Below are 17,761 nucleotides of genomic sequence, written 5' to 3'. Positions count from 1 at the left end.
GTGGGGGGGATAAAGATGCTTTAGGCAGGAGACCAGTGTGCTAGCAGTACCGCATGTATGGTGGTGTCACTGGGCGCTTTAGCAAAATGCTCAATAACATAACCTTGTTCTTGCTGGATCAGATAATGACCAGCTTTGTGAAATACATGGGTAGGGCCTAATAGCACTAAGTCGCCTGCTGACACCGGTGAGAAATCCGTTTCTTGGCCGGGGGTTGCCATTATGCAGGGAGCTTTCCAGTCAATCTTTAGCGGCAGATAATGCGGTACCGTCATCATCGTTGCCTGAACCTGTTCCCAGGGGAGGGGACCAGTATGTGTCAGGATCAACAGAGGAGCGGCACTGTCACCTTCTAGTAGGGTTGCCAAAGAGCAATCAAGGGCATCGGCGAGCGCAACAAGGCGTTCGTGGCCGATTTGTTTGATAGCACCGGATTCCCAGTAAGAAATGGTGACATCTGATACGCCTACTTTACGTGCGAGGGCAGCTTTGTTGAGCTTGGCCCGAAGCCGCAGTTGCTTTATACGTGAGCCTAGCGATTCCATTTCATTTTCCTATCGTTGAGCTAAACAAGCTCGTTGAGTGTACTTCCACCCTATTCGGCGGCGCTCTGTGCATACTAAAAATCGCGAGGCGCTCTCAAGTATGAACACGAATCATAGGGGCTGCGCCATACTAAGCGATTGTGCTTTAACGCGCATCTTCCTATTAATGAGCCTCCAACTTCTGATCAGACGCTTTTAAGTCAAACTCGTTCCCTGCAAGGTACTGCTGGTTGCCTTAAGGGTGCGTATAATGCCGAGACGCTTTATTGCCAAAAGGACATTTTGATGACCGTTCGTACTCGTATCGCGCCTTCTCCAACGGGTGATCCGCATGTAGGTACTGCCTATATCGCGCTGTTTAATCTCTGTTTTGCGCGCCAGCATGGTGGCCAGTTCATTCTGCGCATTGAAGACACCGATCGGGTTCGGTCTACCGCTGAATCAGAACAGATGATTTTAGATTCGTTACGTTGGCTGGGGCTGGAGTGGGATGAGGGCCCTGATGTGGGCGGCCCTCACGGCCCGTATCGGCAAAGCGAGCGTGGTGATATCTACGCTCGGTACGCCCAGCAGCTTATGGATGCGGGGCATGCCTTTAAGTGTTACCGCACCAGTGAAGAGTTGGATGAACTGCGGGAAGCTCGCAAAGCGGCGGGTATGCACTTAGCTTTGAAGCCCGTTGATTTAGCGTTGAGCAAAGATGAGCAAGCTCGTCGTGAGCAGGAGGGTTGGCCTTATGTCGTTCGCATGAAGGTGCCGAGTGCCGGCGTTTGTGTGGTGAACGATATGTTGCGCGGCACAATCGAAGTTGAATGGGCGCAAGTTGATGCGCAAATTCTGCTGAAGTCGGATGGCATGCCTACCTATCATCTGGCAAACGTGGTTGATGATCACCTAATGAACATTACCCATGTGCTGCGCGGCGAAGAGTGGATTAATTCAGCGCCTAAGCATCAGTTACTTTATGAATACTTCGGCTGGGAAATGCCGCAGTTGTGCCATATGCCGCTGCTGCGCAATCCCGATAAGTCCAAACTATCCAAGCGCAAAAATCCGACGTCGATTAACTATTATCGTCGTATGGGATTCTTGCCGCAGGCCGTCACTAATTACTTAGGCCGTATGGGTTGGTCGATGCCTGACGAACGCGAGAAGTTTAGCCTGTCAGATATGATGGCTGAGTTTGATATTCAGCGAGTATCGTTAGGTGGGCCAGTGTTTGATTTGGAAAAGCTGACCTGGTTGAACGGCGTTTATATTCGTGAAGACTTAGATGGCGACGCGCTACTTCAGGCGCTTCGCGAATGGGCGTTCAATGAAGAGTACGTGAAGCAAATACTTCCTCAGGTGCGTCCTCGTGTGGAAACCCTTTCCCAAGTAATTCCGCTGGCGGGGCACTTCTTCTCTGGGCTGCCTACGCTAACGGAAAACGACTTTGCTAGCGTGAAGCTTGAGAAAGAAGAGCTGGTTAAGCTGCTGCAATTCTTGGTGTGGCGTTTTGAAGCCGTGCCTGCATGGACGAAAGAGCTGCTCTTGGCTGAAGTTAAAGTGCTTGCTGAGCATTTCGATATTAAGATGAAGGCTTTCCTGGCCCCTGTCTTTATTGCCATTACGGGCAGTACGTCGAGCACCTCTGTAATGGATGCCATGGCGATCTTAGGTTCCGACGTGACGCGAGCACGGCTACGTAGTGCCATTGACGTATTGGGCGGTGTTTCCAAGAAGCAAGCCAAACGCTTTGAAAAAGAGTTTCGTGATCTCTAATGTCTAGTTGATGTTTAGGATATGGCACTAGCGGGCTTTCTAAAGGTGCCTGTAATACGAGTGCTTGAAAAGGGTGCTTGAAAGGCTTGACGAAGGCGGGCGTAATCAGTAACATACGCTCCGTCTTCGAGGCATGTGGGGCCTTAGCTCAGCTGGGAGAGCGCAACACTGGCAGTGTTGAGGTCAGCGGTTCGATCCCGCTAGGCTCCACCAATATCGAAAACTCTGATTTTTAATACAAAGTTTTCAATATAGCGTCTCAAGGCCGTATTTATTTAGGTTAATAACGTCCCATTCGTCTAGTGGTCTAGGACACCGCCCTTTCACGGCGGTAACAGGGGTTCGAACCCCCTATGGGACGCCATCTCCTACTTCCCCGAAATTTATTTGCAGATTTATTGTCGGCAAACATTTCTCAAAATACGCATTTTAATTAAAGACAATGAGGCAACTCATCTGTCGGTTTTTGCGTTCCCGTTATTATGGCTGTTGGCTGAAATCATTCTCATTTCAATCGTTTTTGGACGATTTTGTGCTTGACTTGTCCACTTTTGCAAGTTTGCGGAAGGGGTTGTGCACAACCCTGCGCTGTTGTCTCAAAAAATCAGTGATTTAGCATTATTTCTTTTAAATCAATAAGTTACATTAGGTTAAAAAATGATCAATTTAAGGCTGGGTCACTGTTCATGGCGATTGTGGGACGTTTTGTAGTGGTTGTGAACAGGGTTATCCACAGATAGTGTGGAAAACCCTTTTCAAGATCGAGACGCTTAAAAGTCAAGCATTATTCTGGCTTTTGGAGGCGCTTCAAAAGCGACGAAGTGTCCCAGCGTCCTCCATCCATGCGTTGCACATCAGCATAAAATTGGTCAACAAGGGCGGTGACGGGTAGCGTGGCGCTCAGTCGACGAGCTTGCTCTAAGCAAATGCCTAAATCTTTGCGCATCCAGTCCACTGCAAAGCCATGATTGTACTCATTGGCAATCATCGTTTTGTGGCGGTTTTCCATCTGCCATGAGCCAGCAGCACCCTTGGATACCACATCAATTACCTGTTGTTGATCCAGTCCTGCTTGTTCAGCAAAGTGAAGACCTTCGGCAAGACCTTGCACTAAGCCAGCAATACAGATCTGGTTAACCATTTTAGTAAGCTGGCCACTGCTAGCGCTGCCCATCAGTGTGACGGCACGGGCGTAGTGATTAAGGATAGGGTGGACAGCGTCAAAGTGTGCCTGTTCACCACCACACATAATCGTTAGTGCGCCATTTTCAGCCCCTTGCTGCCCGCCGGAGACGGGGGCGTCTAAAAAGGCTACACCTTGCTCGCGGCAGGTGGTGTCTAATTCCAGAGCGAGGTCTGCAGAAGCAGTCGTGTGGTCGATGAGATAGGTGCCGGCTGTCATGCTGCTCAGCACGCCGTCGGTGCCGATAGTTACTTGCCTGACGTCGTCGTCATTACCTACGCATATCAAAACAAGGTCAGCGCCGTCAGCGGCTTCTTTGGGGGTGGCGTGTGCGGTGCCGCCATACTCGTTTGCCCAGGTATCTGCTTTACTGCTTGTGCGGTTGTAAACACGCGTTGTAAGGCCTTGTTTGGCAAGATGGCCTGCCATGGGGTAGCCCATAACGCCCAGGCCAATAAAAGCAACAGTAGTGATGGTTCGCATAGAGCACCTTGTGGGTGTGTGAAGAGTATTAGGGGTGTGGAATATTTTGTGTAGAGTAATAAAAAAAAGAATTTACGATAAGCAAAAGGCCACCCGTGGGTGGCCTTTTATTATCCTAGTGACGCTACGTTGTTACCGTGGCGTTATTTTTTAGGATAATCGCGCATGTCGTGGCCAATATACAGCTGGCGCGGGCGGCCAATTTTGTAGCTTTCGCTGAGCATTTCATGCCAGTGAGAGATCCAGCCAATGGTGCGAGATACCGCGAAAATAACGGTAAACATATTGGTCGGTATGCCCATGGCTTTGAGAATGATGCCGGAGTAGAAGTCGACGTTTGGATACAGCTTGCGCTCAATGAAGTACTCATCTTCAAGGGCGATTTGCTCAAGGCGCTTGGCGATTTTGAGCTGCGGGTCGTCAGCTAAGCCAAGCTCAGCAAGGACTTCATCACAGGTCTCTTTCATTACTTTGGCGCGCGGGTCAAAGTTGCGATATACGCGGTGACCAAAGCCCATCAGCTTGAAGGGGTCGTCTTTATCTTTGGCTTTGTCGACAAAGCGCTGAATGTTTTCTTCAGAGTCGTCGCCAATTTCATCAAGCATATTCAGTACGGCTTCGTTGGCACCGCCGTGTGCTGGGCCCCAAAGTGCTGCAATGCCGGCGCTGATGCAGGCAAAGGGATTGGCACCGGTTGAGCCTGCTAAGCGTACTGTAGAGGTCGAAGCGTTTTGCTCATGATCCGCGTGCAACATAAAGATGCGGTCCATGGCTTTCGCGTACACTGGGTTGATTTTGTACTCTTCGCACGGATTGCTGAACATCATGTAGAGGAAGTTTTCTGCATAGCTCAGGTCGTTGCGGGGGTAGTTGAACGGCTGGCCAACATTATACTTGTGCGACATTGCGGCCAGGGTCGGCATTTTTGCAATGAGGCGAATAGCGCTGATCACGCGATCTTCTTCTTGGGTGATGTCCATGTGATCATGGTAGAAAGCAGCTAGGCCGCCAACGACGCCACAAAGAATAGACATCGGGTGCGCATCGCGGCGGAACCCTTTGAAGAAATTGTTGATTTGGTCGTGCACCATGGTGTGGTTACGAATGCGCGACTCGAAATCTGCATACTGTTCATCGTTAGGCAGCTCACCGAATAGCAGGGTGTAGCATACCTCGACAAAATTAGACTCTTTGGCCAGTTGGTCGATAGGGTAACCGCGGTGTAGCAGCACGCCCTTGCCGCCATCAATATAAGTGATAGCGGACTGGCAGGAAGAGGTGGCCATGAAGCCGGGATCGTAGGTAAACAGGCCTTCAGCACCTAAGCCGCGTACGTCGATGACGTCGGGGCCAAGTGTGCCGGAATACATGGGTAGTTCGATCGATTTTTCTAGACCGTCTACCGTCAATGTCGCTTTCCTGTCAGCCATGCTGGCCTCCTTTCGAATTCGGTTTGGGACGTAATGTCGTTGTTTCGCATACCGCGCCGGCGAAAAGGCTCGCCTACTATAGAAGTGTGCGACATTTTGTCAATTAGCCTAAGCGCTAGGTATCCTTGTACAGCTGTTGTTGTATTGGGTAATCTTTGTATATGGTAAGTGTGGAGTTCGTGGTAGAGGCGTCAGGGGGTTGACGACACGTTAACGGACTTATCAAACCATCAATCTCCTGTCACTATAACCATGCTGCAACGCAAAATCGACTCAGGTTGACCTCAATTTTCTTGCACCATAGTCGAGTTAAGCTTGAGTTCGGTTTGTCAGCAGGGGCGAAGGTTCTTATAATCCACGGCGCGCGACCGGCAGGTAGGAGGTCGTGCTCGACTTGGCAACGGCCGAGCCCCTTCCAGCAACCACTGCCCGCTCGGGCCATGCCCGACCTGTCGCAGAGCGGGCCAAGAGAGTGTGTATAACGCCGTGAATAGCAAACGACCCGTAAACTTAGACCTTACTACGATACATTTCCCACTACCGGCGCTAACGTCGATTACACACCGTATTACGGGTGTCATCCTCTTCGTTGGCCTGATCTTCGCTTTTTGGGCGCTGGGTAAATCACTATCGTCTCCGGCTGGCTTTGATGCCGTCAGCAACGCATTGGCCAATAACTTTTTCGCCAAGTTCATTGCCTGGGGATTGTTATCCGCATTGGCATTCCATTTTGTAGCAGGTATCAAACACCTGTTGATGGATGCGGATATCGGCGTGACCCTAGAAGGTGGCGTGAAAAAAGCACAAATCACTGTTGTCGTCAGTGTCGTTCTGATCATCCTGGCAGGAGTTTGGGTATGGTAACCAACATCACAAGTTTTGGCCGTAGCGGGTTATCCGATTGGCTAATGCAGCGCGTTTCAGCGGTAATCCTGGCTGTATATACCGTCTTTATCGTCGCCTACCTGCTGCTCAATCCTAATCTGGATTACTACGCTTGGAGTGGACTGTTCGATCAAACTTGGATGCGTATTTTCTCGCTGCTCGCATTTGTTTCCATTGCAGCGCACGCCTGGATCGGTTTGTGGACGGTCACCACCGATTATCTCAAGTCCACTCGCCTGCGCGTGGGTGCCCAGACTCTGATTATTCTGGCCATCTTCGTATATCTGGTGTGGGGCATTCAAATTCTGTGGGGAGCTTGATACATGTCTAACCTTCGTAGCCTGACATTTGACGCCATTATCATCGGTGGCGGTGGCTCTGGCTTGCGTGCTGCTTTAGAACTTGCCAAATCTGGTAAAAAGACAGCCGTACTGTCCAAAGTGTTCCCGACACGCTCTCACACGGTTTCTGCCCAGGGTGGTATTACTTGCGCCATCGCATCGTCAGATCCGAACGATGATTGGCGCTGGCACATGTACGACACTGTTAAAGGCGGCGACTACATTGCCGACCAAGACGCAGCTGAGTACATGTGTTCAGAAGGCCCGAAAGCGGTGTTTGAACTTGAGCACATGGGGCTGCCGTTCTCGCGCTTTGATAATGGCCGTATTTATCAGCGTCCGTTTGGTGGCCAGTCGAAAAACTTCGGCGAAGGCGGTCAGGCGGCACGTACCTGTGCAGCCGCTGACCGTACTGGCCACGCACTGCTTCACACGCTCTACCAAAACAACCTCAAGAACAACACCACGTTCTTGAATGAGTGGTACGCGGTAGATCTGGTGAAAAACAGCAACGGTGATGTGGTGGGTTGTATCGCCATGTGCATCGAAACTGGCGAAGTTGTCCACGTTAAATCGAAAGCCACTGTTCTGGCCACGGGTGGTGCAGGTCGTATCTACGCCTCTACTACTAATGCCTTGATCAATACTGGCGATGGTATCGGTATGGCGCTACGTGCTGGCTTCCCGATGCAGGACATGGAAATGTGGCAGTTCCACCCGACCGGTATTTATGGTGCGGGTACGCTGGTCACTGAAGGTTGCCGTGGTGAGGGTGGTTACCTGATCAATAAAGATGGCGAACGCTTCATGGAACGTTATGCGCCGAACGCCAAAGACTTGGCAGGCCGTGACGTTGTTGCTCGCTCAATGGTCATGGAAATTCTGGAAGGTCGTGGTTGTGGCGAGAAGGGCGATCACGTCTTCTTGAAGCTTGATCACCTGGGCGAAGAAGTTCTTGGTAAACGCCTGCCGGGTATCGTTGAGCTGTCGAAAACGTTTGCTCACGTTGATCCTGCTAAAGATCCGATTCCTGTTGTGCCTACATGTCACTACATGATGGGCGGTATTCCGACCAATATTCATGGTCAGGCAATTACCCAGGACGAAAGCGGCAACGATCATATCGTTAACGGTTTGTTTGCTTGTGGTGAAGCGGCGTGTGTATCGGTTCACGGTGCTAACCGCTTGGGCGGTAACTCACTGCTGGATCTGGTGGTCTTCGGTCGTGCGGCGGGTATGTTTATTGAAGGCGCGCTGAACGAAGGTATTGATTACCTGGATGCTTCTGAATCTGATATCGAATCAGCGATGAAACGTATTACGCGCTGGAATGAATCGGAAGGTGGTGAGAGCATTCCTGAGCTTAAAGCTGAGCTTCAAGACATCATGCAGACCTCTTTCGGTGTATTCCGTGAAGAGAAGAATATGCAGGAAGGTGTCAAGAAACTGGCGGATCTGCGCAGCCGAATTGCCAATGCGCACCTGCCTGACAAGTCCAATGCGTTCAACACGGCGCGTGTTGAAGCTTTAGAACTTGATAACCTAATGGAAGTGGCAGAAGCAACGGCGATTGCTGCCCTTGAGCGTAATGAGAGCCGTGGTGCGCACTCGCGCTACGACTATCCTGACCGTGATGATGTCAACTGGCTGAAGCACTCGCTTTACTTCCCGGCCACGAAAGAGCTGAAGAAGCGCGACGTTAACTTCAAGCCGAAAACTGTTGATACATTCGAGCCTAAGGTTCGCACCTACTAATCTCTGCACTGACGAGAGGGAGTCACCATGTCTAACCTTCAGGTATCCGTATACCGCTACAATCCGGAAACCGACTCCGCGCCCTATATGCAGGAGTTCCAGGTCGATACCAAAGGCCGCGATCTGATGGTGCTGGATGTTCTGCATCTGATGAAAGAGCAGGATAGCGGACTTGCGTTCCGTCGCAGCTGCCGTGAGGGCGTATGCGGTTCCGATGGCATGAACATGAACGGTAAAAACGGCTTGGCATGTATTACGCCGCTGTCAGATGTTGTGAAAGGCAATAAACTGACCTTGCGCCCGTTGCCGGGTCTGCCGGTTATCCGCGATATGGTTGTGGATATGGGGCTGTTCTATAAGCAGTACGAGCGCATTCAGCCGTACTTGCAGAACGATGAGCCTGCACCGGCGATTGAGCGTCTGCAATCACCAGAAGAGCGCGACAAGCTAGATGGCCTGTATGAGTGTATTCTTTGTGCATGCTGCTCTACGTCATGCCCATCGTTCTGGTGGAATCCAGACAAGTTTGTCGGTCCGGCTGGTTTGCTTCAGTCTTATCGCTTTCTTGCGGATACACGTGACACGGCTACCCGCGAACGTCTTACCAGCCTGGAAGATCCGTTCTCCGTGTTCCGTTGCCGCGGCATCATGAATTGCGTTGCGGTTTGTCCAAAAGGACTAAATCCGACCCGTGCAATTGGTAAAATTCGTGAAATGTTGTTGGCTGATGCGACGTAAACGCCTAATCCTATGAAAAAAATGCGATCGCTACGTAAGTTGCTGCACAAAGCCACTTAAATCGTGGCGCTTCGCTTGTTATCATAGGGGCGTTAGGTGGTGCGGCGACGCGTCGCACCATCTAACCAGTCAAGTTTAAAAGCCGGTGCCGCAAGTACCGGCTTTTGAGCATGAACTGATTGAGTATGACTAGATAAAAGAAGCCTTCGTATTAACGTAGTAAGTAGACGAAGGTATAATAGTACGTAGTGAAATAGAGCGTACTGAAGTGGTACGTAGTGAAAATGTAGTACTTACAGCTAGTATGAATAGGGCTTCCGGCCTTCGGTCGGCGCCGCCGGCATATGTCCCGCCCCGCCGGCAGGGCAATAGCGATGTCGTTGCGCGATTGCAGCGATACCGATACCACCCCATCAGTGCAGGGTGACCGAGAGATGCAACAAGGCATAATGGAGTTGATGTGGCGTTCCTCTCACGTTAGTGGTGGCAATGTCCACTACGTGGAAGCGCTTTATGAGCAGTACCTCGCCGATCCTGATTCTGTCTCAGATGAATGGCGCAGCTATTTTGATCAGTTGCCTCGTTCTGAGGGCAGTGCCTCCCACGATGTTCCACTAAGCCCCACTCGTGATCAGTTCTACCAACTGGGTCGTGAAAGTCGCCCAGGCCGGGTAGCCGCCGCCTCCGATAGCGGTGAGAATAAAAAGCAGGTAAAAGTCCTGCAGCTGATTAACGCATACCGCTTTCGTGGCCATCAGAAGGCCAATATCGACCCGCTAGGACTGCGTAATCCCACCCCCGTCCCAGACCTCGATCTGTCATTTCATCAGCTTTCCAAAGCTGATCTTGATACCGAGTTCCAGACCGGTTCGTTTTTTCTAGGTATTGATAAAGCACCGTTGCGTGAGATCGTTGACGCGCTGGAGCAGACTTATTGTCGCTCTATCGGTTGCGAGATCATGCACATTGTTGATACCGAAGAGAAACGTTGGTTGCAACGGCGTTTTGAATCGGTGCGCAGTGCGCCGAAATTCAGCGACGATGTGCGTAAGCATGTGCTTGAGCGCCTTACCGCTGCCGAAGGTTTGGAAAATTACCTAGCGTCTAAATATCCAGGCACCAAACGCTTCGGTCTTGAAGGTGGTGAATCATTTGTTCCGATGATGGACGAGTTGATTCAGCGCTCCGGTGGCTATGGCACTAAAGAAGTTGTTATTGGCATGGCTCACCGTGGCCGTTTGAACCTGTTGGTTAATATTCTGGGGAAAAATCCCGCTGAATTGATCGACGAATTCGACGGTAAAAAGGTGATTGAGCGTGGTTCTGGTGATGTGAAATATCACCAAGGCTTCAGCTCTAACGTCATGTCGCCTGGTGGCGAAGTTCACTTGGCAATGTCGTTTAACCCATCGCATTTGGAAATTGTTGCGCCGGTAGTAGAAGGCTCGGTACGCGCACGTCAAGATCGCCGTAATGATGAAGAGGGCAGCAAAGTTCTGCCAATCAACGTTCATGGCGATGCAGCGTTTGCTGGTCAGGGCGTGGTCATGGAGACATTCCAGATGTCTCAAACCCGTGCCTATAAAACCGGTGGCACAGTACACATCGTGATTAACAACCAGGTGGGCTTTACGACGTCGAACCCCTTGGACGCGCGATCCACCGAATACTGTACTGACATCGCTAAGATGGTTCAGGCGCCGATTTTCCATGTTAACGGCGATGATCCTGATGCGGTTATCCATGCGACCCAAGTGGCGTTGGATTACCGGCAACAGTTTAAGAAAGACGTTGTTATTGATCTGGTGTGCTATCGCCGCCGCGGCCACAACGAGGCCGACGAGCCATCGGGTACCCAGCCGATGATGTACGCCAAGATTAAAGATCATCCTTCTTCGCGTTCACTCTATGCGAAGCGTCTGGTCGAACAGGGCGTATTGTCAGAAGAAGACGCTAAGGCAATGGTTGAAACCTACCGCGATGATCTTGTGGCAGGCAATCACGTAGCTAATGCCTTGGTGCAGGAGCCTAATACATCACTCTTTGTGGATTGGGCTCCCTACCTGGGGCATGAGTGGACCGGTAATGCAGACACTACCTTCGATATGAAGCGTCTGCAGCAGCTGGCTGCGAGAATGTGTGAGGTTCCTGATGGCGTCGAAGTACAGCGCCAAGTCGCTAAAATCTATGAAGACCGTCGCAAAATGCAGGCGGGCGGCATGGGGCTTAACTGGGGCTTCGCTGAAACGCTAGCGTATGCCACGCTGCTTGATCAAGGGCATCCGATTCGTATTACCGGTCAGGATGTTGGTCGTGGGACGTTCTCTCACCGTCATGCGGTTATCCATAACCAGAAAGATGGTTCTACGTACGTACCGCTGCAGAATATGTCAGACGGTCAGCCGCGCTTCACCATTCACGACTCTTTCCTATCGGAAGAGGCTGTGCTGGCGTTTGAGTACGGCTACTCCACGACAGCGCCGGGTGACTTAGTCATTTGGGAAGCCCAGTTTGGTGACTTCTTCAACGGTGCCCAAGTCGTGGTTGACCAGTTTATCTCTTCTGGTGAGACCAAGTGGGGACGACTGTGTGGACTGACCATGCTGTTGCCGCATGGTTATGAAGGTCAGGGGCCAGAGCACTCCTCCGCGCGCTTAGAGCGCTTCTTGCAGCTGTGCGCTGAGCACAACATGCAGGTGTGTGTGCCGACGACGCCCGCACAGATTTATCATCTGATGCGACGTCAAGTCATTCGTCCGTTGCGTAAGCCACTGGTAATCATGTCGCCGAAGTCGCTACTGCGCCACAAAGAAGCGGTATCTAGCCTAGAAGATCTTGCTCACGGCAAGTTCTACATGGTGCTACCGGATCAGGCGAATCTTGAGGCAGAAAAGGTGACTCGCGTTATTATGTGTGCCGGTAAGGTGTACTACGACCTAGCCAACTGGCGTGCAGAAAACGAGCGTGATGACACGGCGATTATTCGTCTCGAGCAACTCTACCCCTTCCCGAAAGAAGAACTTCTGGAAGTGCTCCAGGCGTATGCCAATGTGGAAGACATCGTGTGGTGCCAGGAAGAGCCGCTAAACCAGGGCGCTTGGTACTCAAGTCAGCACCACATGCGCGCCGTCGCCGATATGCTGAAAGATGGCCTCGGACGTGATTTGAAATTTGCAGGACGTCCTGCCTCTGCCGCACCGGCAGCGGGCTATATGTCCGTCCACACTGAACAGCAGCGCCAGCTGGTGGAAGACGCTTTTAACCTATAAGCGCCCACCGGGTTTAGAGAACATATAAGGGAAACGACATGGCTACTGATATCAAAGCGCCAACCTTTCCGGAATCCGTTGCCGAAGGCACTGTGGCTGCGTGGCATAAAAAGCCGGGTGACAGCGTCGAACGTGACGAGCTGATTGTTGAAATCGAAACCGACAAAGTGGTGCTAGAAGTCGTCGCACCGGAAGCGGGTACCCTGACTGACGTGATGGCAGAAGAAGGCGATACCGTTGAGTCAGAGCAAGTGTTAGGCAAAATCGGTGAAGGCAGCGCAGCAAGTGGCAAAGAAGATACATCTTCTGATGATGCTAGTGCTAAAAAGCCTGCTGAGAAAAGTGAAGAGAAAAAAGCCAGCGGCGGTAACGGCGGTGGTAAGCAACATGACGTAAAAGCCCCAAGCTTCCCTGAATCTATCCAGGAAGGCACCGTGGCAACGTGGCACAAGAAGGTTGGTGAAGCGGTTAAACGCGATGAAGTGTTAGCCGACATCGAAACCGACAAGGTAGTGCTCGAAGTTGTCGCACCTGCCGACGGCGCACTGGCAGAAATTAAAGCCGAAGAAGGCAGCCAGGTTGAGTCCGAAGCGGTTCTGGCCATCTTTACCGAAGGTGCTGGTGGCGCCGGTGAAGAGAGCAGCAGTGCCTCTGCTTCAAGTGCTGCGGGTAGCGATGATGAAGGCGCTGATGAGAAGGTCGGCGATAAGATCCTAGCGCCGGCGGCACGCAAGATGGTTGCTGAGCATGATTTGGATGTTGCCAAGATTGAGGGCACCGGCAAAGGTGGCCGCATCTTGAAAGAAGACGTGCAAAAAGCCGTGAAAGATGGTTCTGCCAAAAAAGCAGCGAAATCTTCAGCGCCGGCGAAAGCAGCAGCCGCCGCACCGGCAGTGGAAGGTGATCGCGTCGAGAAGCGCGTTCCGATGACGCGTCTGCGTCAAACCATTGCTAAGCGTCTGGTTCAGGCGCAGCAAACGGCTGCCATGCTGACCACTTATAACGAAGTGGACATGACTGAAATCATGGCGCTTCGTGCGCAGTACAAAGATACGTTCCAGAAAACCCACGATATTAAACTGGGCTTTATGGGCTTCTTTGTAAAAGCGGCTTCTGAAGCACTCAAGCGCTTCCCGGATGTTAACGCCTCTATTGATGGTACCGATATCGTTTACCACGGTTATCAAGATATCGGCGTTGCGGTATCAACGGATCGTGGCCTGGTGGTACCGGTGCTACGTGATACCGATAGCATGAAAATTGCCGACGTTGAGCGCACCATTGTTGATTTCGGTAAGCGTGGTCGTGACGGTAAGCTGGGCATGGATGACATGATCGGTGGCACCTTCACTATCACTAACGGCGGTACATTTGGTTCTTTGATGTCGACCCCGATTATCAATCCACCTCAAACCGCTATCCTGGGTATGCATAAAATCCAGGATCGTCCAATGGCTGTGAATGGTAAGGTCGAGATTCGCCCGATGATGTATCTGGCGCTGTCCTACGACCACCGCATGATTGATGGTAAAGATGCGGTACGATTCTTGGTTACTATTAAAGAGCTGCTGGAAGACCCGGCTCGCTTGCTGCTGGACGTATAACGGAGCGCGCTGATCCGCCTCCTCTGCTGTATTAGCGTTCTAATGCAATCGCACCTTGCCTCCTGCCCGTTTTAAGTTCAAACGGGGGGAGGCAACCAAGCTAAAGGAGCCAACATGGCTGACAAGTTTGATGTGATCGTTATCGGTGCAGGTCCTGGTGGCTACGTAGCGGCTATCCGCGCTGCGCAGCTGGGCCTGAAGGCCGCCTGTGTTGAAAAATGGATTGGTAAAGAAGGCAACGTCGTTCACGGCGGTACGTGTTTGAACGTCGGCTGTATCCCGTCTAAAGCGTTGCTTGAAGCCTCGCACAAGTTCGTCGAAGCCAAGCACGATTTCGACGACATGGGTATTAATGCCGGTGACGTCACGATGGACGTCAAAAAAATGATGGCTCGCAAGGACAAGATCGTTAAGAACTTGACCGGCGGCATCTCTGGCTTATTTAAAGCCAATGGTGTTACGGCTATTGAGGGCACCGGTAAAGTGGTTTCCGGTAAGCAAGTCGAAGTGACCGATCTGGACGGCAATACCACCACTTACGACGCTGATAACATCGTTGTTGCTGCAGGTTCCGTGCCGGTTGAAATTCCACCGACGCCGCTAACCGAAGGCTTGATTGTTGACTCTACCGGCGCGCTGGAATTCCAGGAAACGCCGAAGCGTTTAGGCGTTATTGGTGCTGGCGTTATCGGCCTAGAGCTGGGTAGCGTTTGGAACCGCTTAGGTTCTGAAGTTACTGTTCTGGAAGCGATGGATAGCTTCTTGCCGATGGTCGATACGGCGATCGCAAAAGAAACACAGAAACTGCTCAAAAAGCAGGGGCTGGATATTAAACTGGGCGCCCGCGTAACAGGCTCGGAATCCAATGGCGATGAAGTCATCGTTAAGTACACCGATGCCAATGGCGAACAGGAGATGACCTTCGACAAACTGATTGTTTGCGTTGGTCGCCGTCCGTACACCAAGGGTGTGATTGCCGATGGTGTGAGCGTTGAACTGGACGAACGCGGTTTTATCTTTGTTGATGACCAGTGCCGCACGAACGTACCCGGTGTTTATGCTATTGGTGACTGTGTGCGTGGCCCCATGCTGGCGCACAAGGCATCTGAAGAAGGCATCATGGTCGCTGATATCATCGCTGGCCACAAAGCCGAGATGAACTACGACACGATTCCGAACGTGATCTACACGTTCCCGGAAGTCGCTTGGGTCGGTATGACCGAGCAAGATGCCAAAGCGAAAGGTATTGAAGTTAAGACTGGTAGCTTCCCGTTCGCGGCAAGTGGTCGTGCGATGGCGAATAACGCCACCGAGGGTAGCGCCAAGATTATCGCCGATGCGGAAACTGACCGTATTCTCGGCATGCATATTGTTGGTCAGCACGCGGGTGAGATGATTGCCCAGGGCGTGATTGCAATGGAATTCGGCTCTAGCGCTGAAGACCTAGCTCTGACCTGCTATGCACACCCGACTATGTCGGAAGCTGTGCATGAAGCCGCTCTTGCGGTAGACGGCCATGCCATTCATATGGCTAACCGTAAGAAGCGCAAGTAATTCGCTAAGCAACAACCAAGCGCCACCGTCAGGTGGCGCAACACTTTCGGCTCTGTGAGAAATCAGCGGGGACGAAGGTACGGGGATGCCCCGCTCTTTTAAAGCAGCGGGTCATCGTTCGAGTCACATGCAACCAATGGCATGAATCGATGAACCTTCACGAGTATCAAGGCAAACAGCTGTTTGCTGATTATGGTCTACCAGTGTCTAAAGGCTTTGCCGTGGACACTCCCGAAGAAGCTGAAGAAGCGTGCAAAAAGATCGGCGGTGACATGTGGGTGGTTAAAGCCCAGGTTCACGCTGGCGGCCGCGGTAAAGCGGGTGGCGTTAAGCTGATTAAAGATCCGGCTGAAGCAAAAGCTTTCGCCGAGCAGTGGTTAGGTAAGAACCTGGTCACCTTCCAGACTGACGAAAAAGGTCAGCCGGTTGCTAAAATTTTGGTTGAGACTTGCACCGACATCGCTGACGAGCTGTATCTCGGCGCCGTCGTCGATCGCACCACCCGTCGCGTGGTCTTCATGGCCTCTACCGAAGGCGGTGTTGAAATCGAGACCGTTGCAGAAGAAACGCCAGAAAAGATTCTGAAAGCTGAAATCGATCCGCTGGTCGGCGCACAGCCCTACCAAGCGCGTGAGCTGGCATTTGCTCTGGGCCTGAAAGGCGATCAGATCAAGCAGTTCACCAAGATCTTCCTGGGCCTTTCTAAGCTGTTCCATGACAAAGATCTGGCACTGTTAGAAATTAACCCGCTGGTTATTACCGACGAAGGCAATCTGCACTGCCTCGACGCAAAACTGGGGCTCGACAGCAACGCGCTGTACCGTCATCCAGACCTTCAAGCGATGCGCGATCCTTCCCAGGAAGATCAGCGTGAAGCTGATGCAGCGAAGTGGGAACTGAACTACGTAGCGCTTGATGGCAATATCGGCTGCATGGTTAACGGTGCTGGCCTGGCCATGGGCACCATGGACATCGTCAACCTGAGTGGCGGCAAGCCTGCTAACTTCCTGGACGTTGGTGGTGGCGCGACCAAAGAGCGCGTTGCAGAAGCGTTCAAGATCATCCTGTCTGACGACAACGTCAAAGCGGTTCTGGTGAACATCTTCGGCGGTATCGTTCGTTGCGACATGATTGCTGAAGGCATCATCGGTGCTGTTGAACAAGTTGGTGTTAACGTTCCAGTGGTTGTGCGTCTGGAAGGTAATAACGCTGAATTGGGCGCTGAAAAACTGGCGTCTAGCGGTCTGAACATCATCGCTGCTACCAGTCTGACCGACGCGGCTCAGCAGGTTGTAAAAGCAGCGGAGGGCAAGTAATGAGCATCCTGATCGATAAGAACACCAAGGTCATCTGCCAAGGTTTCACGGGTGGCCAGGGCACGTTCCACTCCGAACAGGCGATTGCCTATGGCACGCAAATGGTCGGTGGTGTTACGCCGGGCAAAGGCGGCCAGACGCACCTGGGCCTGCCCGTTTTCAACACCGTGAAAGAAGCGGTTGAGAAAACCGGCGCGGAAGCCAGCGTGATCTACGTTCCGGCACCGTTCTGTAAAGACTCGATTCTTGAAGCTGCTAACGCTGGCATCAAGCTGATCGTGTGCATCACCGAAGGTATCGCGACGCTAGACATGCTCGAAGCAAAAGTTAAATGTGACGAGCTGGGCGTGCGTCTGATCGGCCCGAACTGCCCAGGTGTTATCACGCCTGGCGAATGTAAAATTGGCATCATGCCGGGCCACATTCACCAGCCGGGTAAAGTCGGTATCGTGTCGCGTTCAGGCACCCTGACTTACGAAGCCGTTAAGCAGACAACTGACCATGGTTTCGGTCAGTCTACCTGCGTAGGCATCGGTGGTGACCCGATTCCGGGTTCTAACTTTATCGACATTCTTGAAATGTTCGAGAAAGACCCGAAAACCGAAGCGATCGTGATGATCGGTGAAATCGGTGGTACGGCTGAAGAAGAAGCAGCGGCTTACATCAAAGCCAACGTTTCTAAGCCTGTGGTTTCCTACATTGCTGGTGTCACTGCACCTCCTGGCAAGCGTATGGGCCATGCGGGCGCAATCATCTCTGGCGGTAAAGGTACTGCGGATGAGAAGTTTGCTGCCCTGGAAGATGCCGGTGTTAAAACCGTGCGTTCTCTGGCTGAAATCGGCGATGCACTGAAAGAAGTCACTGGCTGGTAAGCTATCGACCTCTAGTCGCACG

At 51.9% G+C, this 17,761-nt stretch carries 13 protein-coding genes and 2 tRNA genes; 12 read left to right on the top strand and 3 right to left on the bottom strand.

Translation table 11 applies throughout. The features are described 5' to 3' along the window. Window positions 1-20: 20 nt before the first annotated feature. Window positions 21-545: a helix-turn-helix domain-containing protein gene (locus CEK60_RS09300; RefSeq protein ID WP_089038769.1), complete on the bottom strand. Its 525-nt coding sequence runs from the start codon at window positions 543-545 to the stop codon at window positions 21-23. 285 nt (window positions 546-830) lie between these two features. Here CEK60_RS09300 and gltX point away from each other — a divergent pair, with 285 nt between their 5' ends. The 3 genes from gltX to CEK60_RS09285 all read left to right on the top strand — a co-directional run bounded on the left by gltX (window position 831) and on the right by CEK60_RS09285 (window position 2,673). Beyond that, on the top strand, window positions 831-2,309 hold the full coding sequence (gene gltX, locus CEK60_RS09295) for a glutamate--tRNA ligase (protein WP_089038768.1): 1,479 nt from the start codon (window positions 831-833) through the stop codon (window positions 2,307-2,309). A gap of 137 nt (window positions 2,310-2,446) precedes the next feature. Beyond that, a tRNA-Ala gene (locus CEK60_RS09290) sits at window positions 2,447-2,522 on the top strand. Window positions 2,523-2,597: 75 nt separating this feature from the next. Beyond that, window positions 2,598-2,673 (top strand) — tRNA-Glu (locus CEK60_RS09285). Window positions 2,674-3,093: 420 nt separating this feature from the next. Here CEK60_RS09285 and CEK60_RS09280 read toward each other — a convergent pair. Together CEK60_RS09280 and gltA are read right to left on the bottom strand one after the other, a co-directional pair. Further along, window positions 3,094-3,975, bottom strand: coding sequence for an NAD(P)-dependent oxidoreductase (locus CEK60_RS09280; protein ID WP_089038767.1), 882 nt, complete (start codon window positions 3,973-3,975; stop codon window positions 3,094-3,096). A 143-nt stretch (window positions 3,976-4,118) separates the two neighbouring features. Beyond that, window positions 4,119-5,405, bottom strand: coding sequence for a citrate synthase (gene gltA, locus CEK60_RS09275; protein WP_083002030.1), 1,287 nt, complete (start codon window positions 5,403-5,405; stop codon window positions 4,119-4,121). Between the two features lie 486 nt (window positions 5,406-5,891). Here gltA and sdhC point away from each other — a divergent pair, with 486 nt between their 5' ends. The 9 genes from sdhC to sucD all read left to right on the top strand — a co-directional run bounded on the left by sdhC (window position 5,892) and on the right by sucD (window position 17,739). Continuing rightward, the gene (gene sdhC, locus CEK60_RS09270; protein ID WP_171880175.1) at window positions 5,892-6,269 is read left to right on the top strand and encodes a succinate dehydrogenase, cytochrome b556 subunit; all 378 of its coding nucleotides are present in this window, start codon (window positions 5,892-5,894) and stop codon (window positions 6,267-6,269) included. After that, complete coding sequence (sdhD, locus tag CEK60_RS09265) at window positions 6,263-6,610, top strand: succinate dehydrogenase, hydrophobic membrane anchor protein (RefSeq protein ID WP_038482412.1); 348 nt, start codon at window positions 6,263-6,265, stop codon at window positions 6,608-6,610. Before sdhC ends, sdhD begins: the two co-directional genes overlap by 7 nt. Before the next feature lie 3 nt (window positions 6,611-6,613). Next, entirely contained in the window at window positions 6,614-8,386 is a 1,773-nt protein-coding gene (gene sdhA / locus CEK60_RS09260) for a succinate dehydrogenase flavoprotein subunit (protein WP_009722512.1), read from the top strand. Between the two features lie 27 nt (window positions 8,387-8,413). After that, window positions 8,414-9,124, top strand: coding sequence for a succinate dehydrogenase iron-sulfur subunit (locus tag CEK60_RS09255; protein ID WP_009722513.1), 711 nt, complete (start codon window positions 8,414-8,416; stop codon window positions 9,122-9,124). Window positions 9,125-9,558: 434 nt separating this feature from the next. After that, entirely contained in the window at window positions 9,559-12,393 is a 2,835-nt protein-coding gene (locus tag CEK60_RS09250) for a 2-oxoglutarate dehydrogenase E1 component (RefSeq protein ID WP_089040890.1), read from the top strand. A 38-nt stretch (window positions 12,394-12,431) separates the two neighbouring features. Continuing rightward, the gene (gene odhB / locus CEK60_RS09245) at window positions 12,432-13,997 is read left to right on the top strand and encodes a 2-oxoglutarate dehydrogenase complex dihydrolipoyllysine-residue succinyltransferase (protein ID WP_089038766.1); all 1,566 of its coding nucleotides are present in this window, start codon (window positions 12,432-12,434) and stop codon (window positions 13,995-13,997) included. Window positions 13,998-14,111: 114 nt separating this feature from the next. Next, the gene (gene lpdA, locus CEK60_RS09240; RefSeq protein WP_089038765.1) at window positions 14,112-15,551 is read left to right on the top strand and encodes a dihydrolipoyl dehydrogenase; all 1,440 of its coding nucleotides are present in this window, start codon (window positions 14,112-14,114) and stop codon (window positions 15,549-15,551) included. A gap of 149 nt (window positions 15,552-15,700) precedes the next feature. After that, window positions 15,701-16,867 (top strand): ADP-forming succinate--CoA ligase subunit beta, encoded by a 1,167-nt coding sequence (gene sucC / locus CEK60_RS09235; RefSeq protein ID WP_009722517.1) that lies wholly within the window; start codon window positions 15,701-15,703, stop codon window positions 16,865-16,867. Further along, window positions 16,867-17,739: a succinate--CoA ligase subunit alpha gene (gene sucD / locus CEK60_RS09230; protein WP_009722518.1), complete on the top strand. Its 873-nt coding sequence runs from the start codon at window positions 16,867-16,869 to the stop codon at window positions 17,737-17,739. Before sucC ends, sucD begins: the two co-directional genes overlap by 1 nt. The last annotated feature ends 22 nt before the right edge of the window (window positions 17,740-17,761 follow it).

It is taken from the genome of Halomonas sp. N3-2A, from assembly GCF_002216165.1.
Classification (GTDB): domain Bacteria; phylum Pseudomonadota; class Gammaproteobacteria; order Pseudomonadales; family Halomonadaceae; genus Vreelandella.
This window is presented reverse-complemented; position numbering and strand designations above follow the sequence as displayed.